The sequence below is a fragment of the Streptomyces tsukubensis genome, assembly GCF_003932715.1.
GTDB lineage: Bacteria > Actinomycetota > Actinomycetes > Streptomycetales > Streptomycetaceae > Streptomyces > Streptomyces tsukubensis.
On record NZ_CP020700.1, the window covers coordinates 5498356 to 5511637 of the forward strand.

Sequence of the window (13282 nt, forward strand, 5' to 3'; positions counted from 1 at the left end):
GCCCGTACACCGCCGGTGGGGGCGGAGTACGGGCCGGGCGCGGGAGACCGGGGCCCGGCTTCAGGCCTTCTTGGTCTCCCAGAAGATCGTGTCGATCCGGGCGATGTAGTCCAGCGCCTTCTGGCCCGTCGCCGGGTCCGTGGACGCCTTGGCCGCCGAGAGCGCCTTCAGGGTGTCGTTCACCAGCTGGTGCAGCTCGGGGTACTTCTCGAAGTGCGGCGGCTTGAAGTAGTCGCTCCACAGCACCGAGATGTGGTGCTTGGCGAGCTCGGCGCGCTGCTCCTTGATGACGGTGGCGCGGGCCCGGAAGTGGGGGTCCTCGTTGGCCTGGTACTTCTCCTGGACGGCCTTGACCGACTCGGCCTCGATACGGGCCTGGGCCGGGTCGTAGACACCGCAGGGGAGGTCGCAGTGGGCGCTGACCTTCACCGTGGGTGCGAACAGGCGGGAGAGCATGGAGCTGTCCTTCCTCGTGATCGTCTTCTCAAGAGGGGACATTACTCCGTGGGGGGCGGGTTTTCGCGGCTGCCCCCGGGGCTTACGACAAAAGTCCGGGGCCGCCCGGGACCCGCGGCGGACCGTACCGTAGGAGTGCCGTGCAGGTAGGACGTGGAGGTGGCGGATGAGTGAGCCGGAGCGGGCGGCGGCGCCGTTCGGGCTGGCCGAGGTGGTGGGGCCGTCGATGTATCCGACGCTCCGGCACGGGGACAGGCTGCTGGTGCGGTACGGGGCGGCGGTGCGGCCGGGGTGCGTGGCCGTGCTGCGCCATCCGCTCCAGCAGGATCTGCTCATCGTCAAGCGGCTGGTCGAGCGGCGGGACGGCGGCTGGTGGGTGCTCGGGGACAATCCGGGCGCGGAGGGCGACAGTCGGGTGTTCGGCACGGTGCCGCCCGAGCTGCTGCTCGGGCGGGTGCTGCTGCGCTATCGGCCGTCGGAGTCCGGCCGGAAGTCGCCGTGGGCGACGCTCTCCTGGGCGCTGTCCGCGGTGCGTACCGTGTCCTCCGACCGCTCGGTCTCCCGGCGTTTGCGGGCCCGGTAGGCGGCCACGTTGGCGCGGGTCGCGCAGCGGTCCGAGCAGTAGCGGCGGGAGCGGTTGGTCGAGGTGTCGAGGTAGGCGTTGCGGCAGGGTGCCGCCCGGCAGAGGCCGAGGCGGTCGACGCCGTGCTCGGTGAGGTGGATGGCCAGGCCCATGGAGGCGATGGCCGCGTATCCGGCCGTGGCGTTCGACGGATGCTCGGCCAGGTGCATATGCCATTTGGGACGGCCGTCCTCGTCCCGGAAGTCGTGGCCGGAGATCTGCGGGCTGACCGGGAACTCCAGCAGCAGGGAGTTGAGCAGATCGACGGCGCGGGTCTCGTCGCCCTCGTCGGCAGCGGTGAAGACCGCCCGCAGTTTGGCCCGTACGGCACGGAACCGGGTCACGTCCGCCTCGCCCGCCCGGCGCGCGGCCTGCGATGCCGGGCCGAACAGCTCCCGGATGGTGTCGACCGAGGTGAGAGTGTCCTTGTTACGGGCCGGCTCCTCGGTGTTGACCAGGCGCACGGCGTAATCCGAGTAAGAGGCCAGTTCCACTTGTAGTCCTTACCATGACGGTCTAGGGTCGAGGTTGGTAATGGTTGGTTCTGCATTTAGGGTATTACTTAGGTGATGTGAGGGGAGAACGCCGTGCCGGAGATCGGAACGGGGACGGGAACAGGGGCGGCAGCGGGCACCGACTGGCGGGCCTGGCAGCGGAGCTGGGACCGTCAGCAGGAGTGGTACATGCCCGATCGCGAGGAGCGCTTCCGGGTGATGCTCGACATGGTCGAGGCCACCGTCGGCCGCGCGCCCCGCGTGCTGGATCTCGCATGCGGTACGGGAAGTATTACGGACCGGCTGCTGCGACGGTTCCCGGACGCCACGAGTACCGGGGTCGATCTGGACCCCGCCCTGTTGACCATCGCCCGCGGCACCTTCGACGGCGACGACCGTGTCACCTTCGTCACCGCCGATCTCCAGGACCCCGACTGGACCGCGGCGCTGCCCCACCGGACGTACGACGCCGTCCTGACCGCCACCGCGCTGCACTGGCTGCGCTCCGGACCGCTCGCCACCCTGTACGGGCAGCTGGCCGGGCTCGTCCGTGACGGCGGTGCCCTGATGAACGCCGACCGTATGATCGACCGCACCACCCCCAGGATCAACGCCGCCGAACGCGCCCACCGGCACGCCCTGATGGACCGGGCCAGGGGCACGGGGGCCGTCGACTGGGCCGAGTGGTGGGCCCTCGCCGCGCAGGATCCCGTACTCGCCGAACCCACCGCCCGCCGCTTCGAGATCTACGGCGACCACGCCGACGGCGAGACCCCCTCCCTCCAGTGGCATGCCGAGACCCTGCTCGCGGCCGGGTTCGGCGAGGCGCGGGCCGTCTGGTCGTCCCCCTCGGACGCGCTGGTCCTGGCCGTGAAGTAGGAGCCCGGACTCGTACGGAAAACTTCCGGAGAAGCTGCCGGAAAGACCGCCGGAAAAAAATCGCCGGGCCGCTGCAACCCCGAGAGCGGTCCGGCGCACTGACTGAAGGGGGACCCAGTACTACAGCACCAGGAGGGGCCGGGGGATGACGCGGACCGAGACCGATGCCGCGCTGCGCGAGTTCGTCGAGGGGCGGCGAACCGCGTTGCTCCGCAGCGCGTTCCTGCTCTGCGGCGACCGTGACGAGGCGGACGATCTCGTCCAGACCACCCTGGTGAAGGTGGTGCTCGGCGGCAGGCGGCACGGCCGGATCGACAATCTCGAAGCCTATGCGCGCAAGACGCTGGTGAACACCTTCATTGCGTCACGACGGCGTTTCTGGCGGCGCGAGCACGCCTACGAGACACTGCCGGAACACCCGGAACCGGTGACCGACCCGGACAACGGGCTCGTGATCAGGGCTGCCCTCGGGCGGCTGACGGCCAAACAGCGGGCCGTGGTGGTACTGCGGTACTGGGAGGACCTGAGCGTCGCGGAGACCGCGCGTTTGCTCAATATGCGGGAGAACACCGTGAAGAGCCACGCGGCCCGGGGGCTGGCCGCACTCCGCGCCGAGGTGCACGAGGAGTACGCATGAAAGAGGACATCAGGGACCTGCTGGAACGCGCCGAGAGCACCGCGGACGGACGTGGCCGCTCCGCCGTGACGACGGAGTCGGTCTACGCGGAGGTCGCCGGGGTCCGCCGCAGACGGCGCAGGGGAGCGGCCGGGGCGGTGGCCGCGCTGGTCCTCGCGGGCGCCGCGGTCATCCCTGTCATGGACCGGGACCGGGGCGGCCCTCCGGAGATCGTCGCGAAGGGGCAGCACGCCGGCGACTCCGTGGGGGCGGCCCGGGCGAAGCAGATCGCCGGAATGCTCGCCGGAGGGACGGACGGCCTCGTGAGCGTGACCCGGATCCGCGACGCGCCGGTTCCGACCGGCTACCGCGAGAAGCCGGGGGAGGAAGCGGACTGGGGAGACGTCAGCGTCGGACCGCTCGACGGCCACTATCTGATCACCCGGAAAGAGGGGCGGAAGACCGTGGTGACAGGGCTGAGCGTCTCCTATATGTCCGCCGCGACGGCACGGAAGGTGAAGCCCCGGATCAACGCCGTCGAGTCCTGCGCGAGCTACTCCGGCTGCCGCAGCGACACCGGTCCCGACCAGAGCATGGTCTACAGCTGGAAGGGGGTGCAGTTCTTCGCCCTCGGTGGCGCGCCCTGGCAGAAGTTCGGGGACCAGCGGCTGGTCACCTTTCCGGACAACAGCGCGCTGCTCGTCGCGGACGGCCTCGACGAGCAGCGCGTCCCCTCCCTCGTGCTGTCCAACGGCGGGTCAGCGGTGACGGCCGACAGTACCGACACCATCAGTTCGGCGCTGGAGCCCCTCGGCGAGAAGCAGCTGACGGCAATCGCCGAGAGTGCCGAGCTGGTGCCGCCCGGCCACGGCACCCCCTGACCGTCCCGGCGGCGCGGCGGGGCCGGGAAGGCACGCCGCGGTGCGGTGGCGACGACGGAGGGCCGGGGACGACGACGGGGGCGGTACGGATGGTTTCCGTACCGCCCCCGTCGTGTCACCGCACCGCGGCGGTCAGAGCACCTTCGACAGGAACGACTTGGTCCGCTCGTGCCGGGGGTCCGTCAGGACGTCCCGCGGATGGCCGGACTCGACCACCCTGCCGTCGTCCATGAACACCAGCGCGTCGCCGACCTCCCGGGCGAAGCCCATCTCGTGGGTGACCACGATCATCGTCATGCCGTCCTCGGCGAGACCGCGCATCACGTCCAGGACATCGCCCACCAGCTCCGGGTCGAGCGCCGACGTCGGCTCGTCGAAGAGCATCAGCTTGGGCTCCATGGCCAGGGCCCGGGCGATCGCCACCCGCTGCTGCTGGCCGCCCGAGAGCTGCGAGGGGTAGTGGTCGGCGCGGTCCCCCAGACCGACCCGGTCCAGCAGCTTCAGCGCCCGCTCCCGGGCCACCGCCCGGGATTCGCCCTTGACCTGCATCGGCGCTTCCATGACGTTCTCCACCGCCCGCATATGGGGGAAGAGATTGAACCGCTGGAAGACCATGCCGATGTCCCGGCGCTTCAGAGCGACCTCGCGCTCCTTCAGCTCGTAGAGCTTGTCGCCCTTCTGCCGGTAGCCGACCAGCTCTCCGTCGACGGAGAGCCGGCCCGCGCTGATCTTCTCCAGGTGGTTGATGCACCGCAGGAAGGTCGACTTGCCGGAACCCGAGGGTCCGATCAGACAGAAGACCTCCCTGGGCGCGACCTCCAGGTCGATGCCCTTGAGGATATGGGCGCTGCCGAAGGACTTGTGGACGCCCTCGGCCTTCACCATGGCGTTCATCGGGTGCCTCCCGCGGGGGTGGTGCGCCGGCCGGAGCCGGAGAACAGATTGACCTTGACGCGCTGCCAGGGCGTGGGCGGCAGATCGCGCTGGGAGCCGCGGGCGTACCGCCGCTCCAGGTAGTACTGGCCGACGCTGAAGACGCTGGTCATCACGATGTACCAGAGCGAAGCGACGAACAGCATCTCCATCACCGCATAGGAGGTGGAGCCGATCTGCGAGGTGGTGCGCATCAGTTCGCCGTAGGTGACCACGTAGACCAGGGACGAGGTCTTCAGCAGATTGATGAACTCGTTGCCGGTCGGCGGGATGATCACCCGCAGGGCCTGCGGGAGCACCACCCGGCGCATCGTCTTGGCCTGGGTCATGCCGAGCGCCTGGGACGCCTCGGTCTGGCCCTGGTCGACCGAGACGATGCCCGCCCGGCAGATCTCCGCCATGTACGCGGCCTCGTTGAGGGCGAGGCCCAGCAGGGCGCACATGAACGGGGTCATCACATCGGTCATCTCGTCCTTGTAGATGCCCGGGATGTTGAGGTACTCGAAGATCAGCGCCAGGTTGAACCAGAGCAGCAGCTGGACATAGACCGGGGTGCCGCGGAAGAACCAGATGTACAGCCAGGCGACCGAGCTGGTCACCGGGTTCTTCGAGAGCCGCATCACGGCGAGCAGCACACCGAGGACCACACCCAGCGCCATCGCCAGGACACTGATCCACAGGGTCTTGCCCGCGCTTTCGACCACCTGCCGGTCGAAGGCCATATCGCCGACGGTGCCCCATTTGATGTCGCCCTGGGCGAACGCGTAGACCAGGGCGGCCAGCAGGCCGATCACGATCGCGCCGCTGACCCAGCGGCCGGGATGCCGTACGGGTATCGCCTTGATCGCCTCGGGCGGGATGTACGCGGCCTCGGCCGGGGCCGTCTCCGGTGCGCCGTCCCGCCGGTCGGTCTTGTCGAACATGCCGGGGCGCGAGCTGTCGGTACTGTCAGTCACGGTGACTGCCCTTCGGGGGAGTCTCTTCTACAGAGGTACGAGATACGGGCCTGTGCCGTGGGCGTCACTTGCCGCCGTTGACGGCGGCCTTGTCGATCGCTCCGCTCTCGGCGCCCCACTTCTGCAGCACCTTCAGGTACGAACCGTCCGCGATGATCGCGTCGACGGCCTCCTTGAGGGCGTCCCGCAGCGCGGTGTTGTCCTTGTTGACGGCGATACCGAAGGGGCCGGCGTCGATCTGCTCGCCGACGACCTCGAAGGCGTTGCCGCCGTCGGCCTTGCGGGACAGGTCCAGGGCGACCGGGTAGTCGTTGACCCCGGCGACCGCGCCGCCGGACTTCACCCGGGTCTGGGCCTCGGTGTCGTTCTCGAAGGGTTCGATCTTCACGGCGGGCTTGCCCGCGTCCTTGCAGGCCTTCGACTGGGTCTGGAGGGCCTTCTCGTACGTCGTGCCGCGCTGCACCGCCGCGGTCTTGCCGCACAGGTCGGCGATGGACTTGATGCCCTCCGGGTTGCCCTTCTTGGTGTAGACGGCGGTCCCGGCGAGGAAGTAGTCGACGAAGTCGACGCCCTTGCCGAGCTTCTTGCCGTTCTCGTCCAGGCCCTCCTGGCGCTGCTTGTTGTCCGTGATCGACGACATCGCTATGTCGTGGCGGCCCGTGTTCAGGGCGGTGATCAGGCCGTCGAAGGAGCCGGAGGTGAACTCGAACTTCACCCCGAGCTTCTTGCCCAGCTCGGCGGCGATATCCGGGTCGACACCGACGATCTTGCCGTTCTCGACGGACTCCATCGGCGCGTACTCGGCGTTGGTGCCGACCTTGATGACACCGGACTTCTGGTACTTCTCGGGCAGCTTGTCGAAGAGGGGCGCACTGTTGGACGTCTTGTCGCCGCTGCCCTTCTCCTTGGAGCCGCTGTCGGTCTGGTCGCCGCAGGCGGTCAGCAGCAGGGAACCGGCGACCGCGAGGGCGCCGACCGCGGCGAACCGGGAGGAGCGGGACTTCCGGAACTTCGGAGCGGTCGAGGTGCGCATGGTGCGTGCGGTCATGTCGGGGATCCTCCGGCGTGTCAGTGGGCAGCCATTTCTGGTCGCGTCCGTTCGCGTTCGGGTCGCGTCCACGATCCCGCCCGGGGCCCTTCGCCGGTCGTCTCCGCAGGTCGGGGACGTGCCATCGAGCGGGCCTTCGGGCGGCTGTCCGATCGCCGCGACCTTGTGCGTTTTCGGCATCTTGCCATTCGGGCGGGCTCCTTCAGGGGCCCGCGCATGTCAAAATCGGATAACGGGACGCCCCCGACCCCCGCAGGCCGGTACCGAACGACCGGACCATTAGCGGAAAACCTTCCTCCGGGCCGGAAGATCTGCGGCTGCCATCCGGCCATGGCCGGTATTCACTGCGTGAAACCGGCGTGTCATGATTTTTCCGAGTGAAGGACGACGTGTCGTAGTGATTCGGGTCGCCTGGCGCGATATGGACTCGTCGTCCACGGTCACGTTCCGGTAAGAAGGACTCTTACACCCCTCATCCGGGGCTCAGGGCGCGTGTGCGGCGCGCCCGCGCGTACGCAACGGCTCGGCCGGGCGGTCAGACCGCCGGGGCCGGGTGCGGACGCGGTGCCCGCTCAACCCTCCTCACCAGGAGCGGAAACCCTCAACCGATGAAGATTTAAGGGGTCAACCCAATGGCAGCGGAGATTGTCAATCCTCGCAGCGACAGCGCAACCACGGCCGCGGACGGTACGGGAACGGGGGCCGGCACCGGCTCCGGCACCCTCGTCGGCGGTGTGGCGGAGGCCGGTGCGGCGGCCGCCGAGGAGCCCTTCGATCCGGCGTTCGCCCTGCATCGCGGCGGAAAGCTGGCGGTCGCGGCCACGGTGCCGCTGCGGGACAAGGACGATCTGTCCCTCGCGTACACGCCCGGCGTCGCCAAGGTCTGCACCGCCATCGCCGAGCGGCCCGAGCTGGTCCACGACTACACCTGGAAGTCGGGCGTCGTCGCCGTCGTCACCGACGGCACCGCGGTGCTGGGACTCGGTGACATCGGCCCCGAGGCCTCGCTGCCGGTGATGGAGGGCAAGGCGATCCTCTTCAAGCAGTTCGGCGGGGTCGACTCGGTGCCGATCGCGCTCGCCACCAAGGACACCGACGAGATCATCGACACCATCGTCCGGATGGCCCCGTCGTTCGGCGGGATCAACCTGGAGGACATCTCCGCGCCGCGCTGCTTCGAGATCGAGCGCAGGCTGCAGGAGCGCATCGACATCCCCGTCTTCCACGACGACCAGCACGGCACCGCGATCGTCACCCTGGCGGCCCTGCGCAATGCGGCGAAGCTGACCGGGCGCGAGCTGGGCGAGCTGCGCGCCGTGATCTCCGGTGCGGGCGCGGCGGGTGTCGCCATCGCGAAGTTCCTGCTGGAGGCCGGGCTCGGGGACGTCGCCGTCGCCGACCGCAAGGGCATCGTCAGCCGTGACCGGGACGATCTGACGCCGGTGAAGCAGGAGCTGGCCGAGCTGACCAACCGGGCCGGGCTGACCGGGTCGCTGGAGAGCGCGCTGGCCGGAGCGGACGTCTTCATCGGAGTCTCCGGAGGTACGGTCCCGGAGGCGGCCGTCGCCTCCATGGCGCCTGGCGCGTTCGTGTTCGCCATGGCCAACCCCAACCCGGAGATCCACCCCGATATCGCGCACAAGTACGCGGCGGTCGTGGCGACGGGCCGCAGCGACTTCCCGAACCAGATCAACAACGTGCTGGCGTTCCCCGGCATCTTCGCCGGGGCGCTGCAGGTGCGGGCGTCCCGGATCACCGAGGGCATGAAGATCGCGGCGGCGAATGCGCTGGCGGACGTCGTGGGCGATGCGCTCGCGGCCGACTGCGTGATCCCCTCGCCGTTCGACGAGCGGGTGGCACCGGCGGTGACGGCCGCGGTGGCCGCGGCGGCGCGGGCGGAGGGTGTGGCCCGCGCGTAGCCCCTCCGGGGGGGGCCTGGCGTTTTCAGGGCCCTGGGCGTGGGCCTCCTTTTCAGGGGGCCGCGCTCGGGGCCCTTTCGCGTCTGCGTGGTGTTGGTGAGTGTCCGGCTGCCGGCCGGTGGGGGCTTGTCGCGCAGTTCCTCCCCCTACGCCTGGCGGCGTGGGCGGTGCCCCCACCCCTACGCCTGGCGGCGTGGGCGGTGCCCCCACCCCTACGCCTGGCGGCGTGGGCGGTGCCCCCACCCCTACGCCTGGCGGCGTGGGCGGTGCCCCCACCCCTACGCCTGGCGGCGTGGGCGGTGCCCCCACCCCTACGCCTGGCGGCGTGGGCGGTGCCCCCACCCCTACGCCTGGCGGCGTGGGCGGTGCCCCCACCCCTACGCCTGGCGGCGTGGGCGGTGCCCCCAGCGCCCCTGACCGGCCTTGCCGGTCCTCGTTGGTGCAGGGAGGGGGGTGTCACACTCCGGGGTGGTTTCTCGGTGGGGACGGGGAGCCTAGGGTCGGGCGCATGTTCGCCGCCTATGCCGCACGTATCGACCGCGACCATCCGCTCGACGGCCTCGTCCTCGGGGAGCGGCCCGCGCCCGCCGCCCGGGACGGGTGGACCACCGTCACCGTCAAGGCCGCCTCCCTCAACCATCACGACCTGTGGTCCCTGCGGGGCGTCGGGCTGTCCGCGGGGAAGCTGCCGATGATCCTCGGCTGCGACGCGGCCGGGATCGACCCCGACGGCAACGAGGTCGTCCTCCACTCCGTCATCGGCCAGAGCGGCCACGGCGTCGGCCCCGCCGAGCCCCGGTCCCTGCTGACCGAGCACTATCAGGGCACCTTCGCCGAGCAGGTATCCGTACCCACCTGGAACGTTCTGCGCAAACCGAAGGAGCTGAGCTTCGCGGAGGCCGCCTGTCTGCCGACGGCCTGGCTCACCGCCTACCGGATGCTCTTCACCAATGCGGGTGTACGGCCCGGTGACACCGTCCTCGTCCAAGGCGCCGGGGGCGGGGTCGCCACCGCCGCCATCGTCCTCGGGAAGGCCGCCGGGCTGCGGATGTACGCCACCAGCCGGGACGCCGCGAAACGCGCCAGGGCCGTCGAACTGGGCGCCGAGGAGGCGTACGAACCGGGGGCCAGGCTGCCGCGGCGGGTCGACGCCGTGATCGAGACGGTCGGCGCCGCGACCTGGTCCCACTCCGTCAAATGCCTGCGGCCCGGCGGGACCCTGGTGATCTCCGGGGCGACCAGCGGCGACCGCCCGGCCCATGCGGAGCTGACCCGGATCTTCTTCCTGGAGCTGAAGGTCGTGGGCTCCACGATGGGCTCCAAGGACGAACTGGAGGATCTGCTCTCCTTCTGCGCCGCCACCGGCGTCCGGCCCGTGATCGACGAGGTGCTGCCCCTCGACCGGGCCCGCGAGGGCTTCGAGCGGATGGCGGCGGGCGATCTCTTCGGGAAGATCGTGCTCACCCCCTGAGCGGCGGGAACCCCATCGGCTGTCAATAGAGGTTGACGCGGCCGTGGTTGTCAATCTAGATTGACAGTTATGACTGAGGCAACCGATCTCGCCGAGCGCGCGGGCGACCGTGACCCCCGGATCGGGCTGCGGGCGGTCGTCGCGCTGCGGCGGCTGCTGGAGCAGCTCGAAGCCGTCCAGGTCCGCAGCGCCCGCCATCAGGGCTGGTCGTGGCAGGAGATCGCCGCGGAGCTGGGGGTCAGCCGGCAGGCCGTGCACAAGAAACACGGGAGGCGATGATGTTCGAGCGGTTCACCCATGACGCCCGCCGCGTGGTGACGCGGTCCTGTGCGCACTCCGAGCGCACGGGCGACAGAACCGTCACCGAGGAGCACCTTCTGCTGGCGCTCCTGGACCAGCAGGGCACCCGTACCGCCTTCGCATTCGCGGCGCTCGGGGTCACCGACCGGCGCGCCTCCGTCGAGGACGCGCTCCGTACCGCCCGCCGCCGGGGCGGGCTCTCTCCCGCCGATGTCCGGGCGCTGGCCGGGCTGGGGATCGACGTCGACGAGGTGGTCGCCGGGGCGGAGGCCGCGCACGGCCGGGGCGCGCTCGACCCGGGGGTGTCCGGCCGGTTCCGGGCGGCCCGCCGCCGGTGGACGCACCAGCCCTTCTCGCCCGGTGCCAAGGCGACCCTGGAGAAGTCCCTCCGGATCGCCGTCGGCCGTGGTGACCGGGCGATCGGGGGCGAGCACGTCCTGCTGGCGTTGACGGCGGGCCCGGGGGTGGTCGCGGAGGTCCTCGCCGACCACGGCGCGACCTATGCGTCGCTGGAGCGGGTCATGTTCGCCCGCCCCGACGGCCCCGGCCCCGGTCCCGGCGACGGCGGTGGTGGTACGGCGGCGGCCGACGGCCCCGGCTGACCTGGCTGACCTGGCTGATCCGGCCGGTTTTCCCGGCCCGCCCCGGAGTGCGTCCGGGGCGGGCCGGGGCTCACTTCCGCAGCGGGTCCGAAGAGCGGCCCCCGAGCAGGGACGTGAGGTGCTCCGCCGTGGCCGACAGCCGCTGGCGGGCCTCGTCGAGTCGGCCCGCTGTGACGCCGTGGTCGCGTGCCGCGTCACGGATGTCGTCGCGGAACCGGTCCAGCAGCCGGTCCAGGTCCCGGGCCGGATCCCCGGTCGGCGCCAGGTCCGCGGCCCATGCGGGCGGTTCGGGGTCTGCTCGGTCCGGCTCCGGAGCCCCGGCGGGTACGGGCGGCGGCGGGGGTGGTGAGGCGGGCCGGGGAGGCACCGGCGGCCCGGGCGGCCCGGGCGGCGCGGAGGATGCGGGAGGTGCCGGAGGCGTCGGAGGCGCAGGGGGCGCAGGGGGCCGGGTCAGACCGCCGAGCCGGGTCGACAGCTCCGTCGTCAGATCGGACAGCCCCTCCCGCAGCCCCGCAGGCCAGTCACCCAGCGCGACATGGTGCTCCACCTGGTCCTGAACCTGCTGCGCGATCCTGGCGACCTCCGAAAGCGCCTGCTCCGGCCAGTCGTGACCGCCGGGGCCGCGCTCCCCGCGCGCAGCGCCCGGCGGCGCGGACCGCGCCCCCGAGGTCGCCGCACGGATCTCGCTGCGGAGCTTGCCCGCCGCACCGCGGACGTCGTCACGGATCTCCGCCGCCAGCTCCGAGACCGATTCGCGGATCTCCTGCTCCAGATCGTCCAGTTCGCTGCTGCGCCCGGCCAGTTCGGCCCGGCCCGCCGCGGTGATCGAGTACACCTTGCGGCCGCCCTCGGTGGCATGGGTGACCAGCCCCTCGGCCTCCAGCTTCGCCAGGCGCGGATAGACCGTGCCCGCGGAGGGCGCGTACAGCCCGTGGAACCTCTCCTCCAAGAGCCTGATCACCTCGTAGCCGTGGCGCGGGGCCTCGTCGAGGAGTTTGAGCAGATACAGGCGCAGCCTGCCGTGGGCGAAGACGGGGGGCATGTCAGAGCACCTCTTCCTGGGCGGGGCCCGCGGGGCCCGCTGCCACGTGGGCGTCGTCGCGGGGCGGGGTGCGCAGCAGGGCGAGGGAGCCGGACAGGGTGCTCGCCCTGAGCGTGCCCGTACCGGTCCCGAGGGTCCCGGTGATCGTTCTGGCGCCCCAGTCGCCGCCGACCTTCAGATCGTCGAAGGCATTCGATACGGAGCCGCTCGCGGTCTCCGCTTTCACGCGCGCGTCCGTACGGTCCGGCAGCCGGATCGCGACCGCCCCGGAGAGGGTGGCGAGCCGCAGCTCCGTGGGCCCGTACGATCCGCCGGCCGGGCGGTCGTCGTCACGGGGCGCGAGGTCGACCGTCATGCTGCCGCTGACGGATTCGGCCCGGACCGAGGAGCCCGCGCCCTCGATGACCGTGAGATCGCCGGAGACCGAGCTGAACCGCAGTCCGCCCGTGACCGACTGGGCTTCCAGGGCGCCCGAGACGGTGTCCGTCCGGATCGGCCCGGAGAGCCGGACCAGGGTGGTGTCGCCGCTCACACCCCGTACGGACGTCGCCCCCGCAATCCCGGAGACCACCGTGTTCGCGCCGACCACGGTGACGTCCACGGTCGCCTCTACGGGTACGGCCAGCGACACCACGGCGTCACGGTGCCACTTCTTGTGGTCGAGCCACTTCAGCCGGCCCTGCCGGGGCAGGTCCGGATAGGCCACGGTCAGTCTGCCGTCGGTGTGGGTGACGACCAGCGGAGGGCCGTCGATCGACGAGACCTCCAGCCGCGCGGACGGCTCGTCCGTCCCCACGACGTTCACCGTGCCGTTCACGATCCTTACGTCGAGCGCGGTCACGGGGGTGTCGAAGCCCAGCCTGCGCGGCTCCGGCACCTCCCACGTCGACTCTGCCATCTCGCTGACCTCCCGGCTCGGCCCACCGTCGGCAACGCAATATATCGCGTCTCTTGGATGGAGACGATATATCGCGAGTTTGGGTTGTCAAGCCCGTGAACTCTCTGCCCCCGGCCGTCCCCCCGCTCGCCCAACTGCCGGTCAAAACCGGTCATAGCCGGTCAG

Annotated in this window: 15 protein-coding genes; 8 read left to right on the plus strand and 7 right to left on the minus strand. The window is 70.9% G+C overall.

Annotated elements, in window-relative coordinates; all coding sequences use genetic code 11:
* Positions 1 to 60: 60 nt before the first annotated feature.
* The gene (gene sodN / locus B7R87_RS22830) at positions 61 to 456 is read right to left on the minus strand and encodes a superoxide dismutase, Ni (protein ID WP_006346693.1); all 396 of its coding nucleotides are present in this window, start codon (positions 454 to 456) and stop codon (positions 61 to 63) included.
* 166 nt (positions 457 to 622) lie between these two features.
* On the opposite strand from sodN, the gene sodX reads away from it, so the two are divergent.
* Complete coding sequence (gene sodX / locus B7R87_RS22835) at positions 623 to 1039, plus strand: nickel-type superoxide dismutase maturation protease (protein ID WP_078902139.1); 417 nt, start codon at positions 623 to 625, stop codon at positions 1037 to 1039.
* Here sodX and B7R87_RS22840 read toward each other — a convergent pair.
* Positions 922 to 1572, minus strand: coding sequence for a CGNR zinc finger domain-containing protein (locus tag B7R87_RS22840; protein ID WP_006346691.1), 651 nt, complete (start codon positions 1570 to 1572; stop codon positions 922 to 924). The two genes, sodX and B7R87_RS22840, sit on opposite strands and share 118 nt — an antisense overlap.
* Before the next feature lie 93 nt (positions 1573 to 1665).
* Between B7R87_RS22840 and B7R87_RS22845 the strand changes: the two genes are divergently transcribed.
* From B7R87_RS22845 to B7R87_RS22855, 3 genes are all read left to right on the plus strand, one after another.
* Positions 1666 to 2451 carry a class I SAM-dependent methyltransferase gene (locus B7R87_RS22845; RefSeq protein ID WP_006346690.1) on the plus strand — a complete coding sequence of 262 codons (786 nt, stop codon included), beginning with the start codon at positions 1666 to 1668 and terminating at the stop codon, positions 2449 to 2451.
* A 145-nt stretch (positions 2452 to 2596) separates the two neighbouring features.
* A complete protein-coding gene (locus B7R87_RS22850; protein WP_006346689.1) occupies positions 2597 to 3088 on the plus strand; it encodes a SigE family RNA polymerase sigma factor in 492 nt (163 codons plus the stop codon).
* The gene (locus B7R87_RS22855) at positions 3085 to 3948 is read left to right on the plus strand and encodes a hypothetical protein (protein ID WP_006346688.1); all 864 of its coding nucleotides are present in this window, start codon (positions 3085 to 3087) and stop codon (positions 3946 to 3948) included. Before B7R87_RS22850 ends, B7R87_RS22855 begins: the two co-directional genes overlap by 4 nt.
* Positions 3949 to 4080: 132 nt before the next feature.
* Here the strand turns inward: B7R87_RS22855 and B7R87_RS22860 are convergent, their stop codons facing one another.
* The 3 genes from B7R87_RS22860 to B7R87_RS22870 form a co-directional block, all read right to left on the minus strand.
* Positions 4081 to 4833 (minus strand): amino acid ABC transporter ATP-binding protein, encoded by a 753-nt coding sequence (locus B7R87_RS22860; RefSeq protein ID WP_040914299.1) that lies wholly within the window; start codon positions 4831 to 4833, stop codon positions 4081 to 4083.
* Between the two features lie 5 nt (positions 4834 to 4838).
* Positions 4839 to 5804 carry an amino acid ABC transporter permease gene (locus tag B7R87_RS22865; protein ID WP_006346686.1) on the minus strand — a complete coding sequence of 322 codons (966 nt, stop codon included), beginning with the start codon at positions 5802 to 5804 and terminating at the stop codon, positions 4839 to 4841.
* Between the two features lie 97 nt (positions 5805 to 5901).
* Positions 5902 to 6885, minus strand: coding sequence for an ABC transporter substrate-binding protein (locus B7R87_RS22870; RefSeq protein WP_006346685.1), 984 nt, complete (start codon positions 6883 to 6885; stop codon positions 5902 to 5904).
* Between the two features lie 632 nt (positions 6886 to 7517).
* Between B7R87_RS22870 and B7R87_RS22875 the strand changes: the two genes are divergently transcribed.
* From B7R87_RS22875 to B7R87_RS22895, 4 genes are all read left to right on the plus strand, one after another.
* A complete protein-coding gene (locus B7R87_RS22875) occupies positions 7518 to 8804 on the plus strand; it encodes an NAD(P)-dependent malic enzyme (protein WP_006346684.1) in 1287 nt (428 codons plus the stop codon).
* 508 nt (positions 8805 to 9312) lie between these two features.
* Positions 9313 to 10275, plus strand: a complete 963-nt coding sequence (locus tag B7R87_RS22885; protein ID WP_006346683.1) for a zinc-binding dehydrogenase — start codon at positions 9313 to 9315, stop codon at positions 10273 to 10275.
* A 69-nt stretch (positions 10276 to 10344) separates the two neighbouring features.
* A complete protein-coding gene (locus B7R87_RS22890; RefSeq protein WP_006346682.1) occupies positions 10345 to 10554 on the plus strand; it encodes a helix-turn-helix domain-containing protein in 210 nt (69 codons plus the stop codon).
* On the plus strand, positions 10554 to 11177 hold the full coding sequence (locus B7R87_RS22895; protein ID WP_040914295.1) for a Clp protease N-terminal domain-containing protein: 624 nt from the start codon (positions 10554 to 10556) through the stop codon (positions 11175 to 11177). Before B7R87_RS22890 ends, B7R87_RS22895 begins: the two co-directional genes overlap by 1 nt.
* Positions 11178 to 11247: 70 nt before the next feature.
* On the opposite strand, the gene B7R87_RS22900 is transcribed toward B7R87_RS22895, so the two are convergent.
* Together B7R87_RS22900 and B7R87_RS22905 are read right to left on the minus strand one after the other, a co-directional pair.
* Complete coding sequence (locus B7R87_RS22900; protein WP_130584833.1) at positions 11248 to 12219, minus strand: PadR family transcriptional regulator; 972 nt, start codon at positions 12217 to 12219, stop codon at positions 11248 to 11250.
* A 1-nt stretch (position 12220) separates the two neighbouring features.
* Positions 12221 to 13117: a DUF4097 family beta strand repeat-containing protein gene (locus tag B7R87_RS22905; protein WP_006346679.1), complete on the minus strand. Its 897-nt coding sequence runs from the start codon at positions 13115 to 13117 to the stop codon at positions 12221 to 12223.
* Positions 13118 to 13282: the final 165 nt, after the last annotated feature.

Bases quoted from the DNA above. Each gene is read 5' to 3' on its own strand.
- B7R87_RS22860 (WP_040914299.1), bottom strand. From the start codon at position 4,833: ATGGTGAAGGCCGAGGGCGTCCACAAGTCCTTCGGCAGCGCCCATATC.
- B7R87_RS22855 (WP_006346688.1), top strand. From the start codon at position 3,085: ATGAAAGAGGACATCAGGGACCTGCTGGAACGCGCCGAGAGCACCGCG.
- B7R87_RS22875 (WP_006346684.1), top strand. From the start codon at position 7,518: ATGGCAGCGGAGATTGTCAATCCTCGCAGCGACAGCGCAACCACGGCC.
- B7R87_RS22865 (WP_006346686.1), bottom strand. From the start codon at position 5,804: ATGTTCGACAAGACCGACCGGCGGGACGGCGCACCGGAGACGGCCCCG.
- B7R87_RS22905 (WP_006346679.1), bottom strand. From the start codon at position 13,117: ATGGCAGAGTCGACGTGGGAGGTGCCGGAGCCGCGCAGGCTGGGCTTC.
- B7R87_RS22895 (WP_040914295.1), top strand. From the start codon at position 10,554: ATGTTCGAGCGGTTCACCCATGACGCCCGCCGCGTGGTGACGCGGTCC.
- B7R87_RS22885 (WP_006346683.1), top strand. From the start codon at position 9,313: ATGTTCGCCGCCTATGCCGCACGTATCGACCGCGACCATCCGCTCGAC.
- sodX (WP_078902139.1), top strand. From the start codon at position 623: ATGAGTGAGCCGGAGCGGGCGGCGGCGCCGTTCGGGCTGGCCGAGGTG.
- B7R87_RS22870 (WP_006346685.1), bottom strand. From the start codon at position 6,885: ATGACCGCACGCACCATGCGCACCTCGACCGCTCCGAAGTTCCGGAAG.
- B7R87_RS22890 (WP_006346682.1), top strand. From the start codon at position 10,345: ATGACTGAGGCAACCGATCTCGCCGAGCGCGCGGGCGACCGTGACCCC.
- B7R87_RS22850 (WP_006346689.1), top strand. From the start codon at position 2,597: ATGACGCGGACCGAGACCGATGCCGCGCTGCGCGAGTTCGTCGAGGGG.
- B7R87_RS22900 (WP_130584833.1), bottom strand. From the start codon at position 12,219: ATGCCCCCCGTCTTCGCCCACGGCAGGCTGCGCCTGTATCTGCTCAAA.
- sodN (WP_006346693.1), bottom strand. From the start codon at position 456: ATGCTCTCCCGCCTGTTCGCACCCACGGTGAAGGTCAGCGCCCACTGC.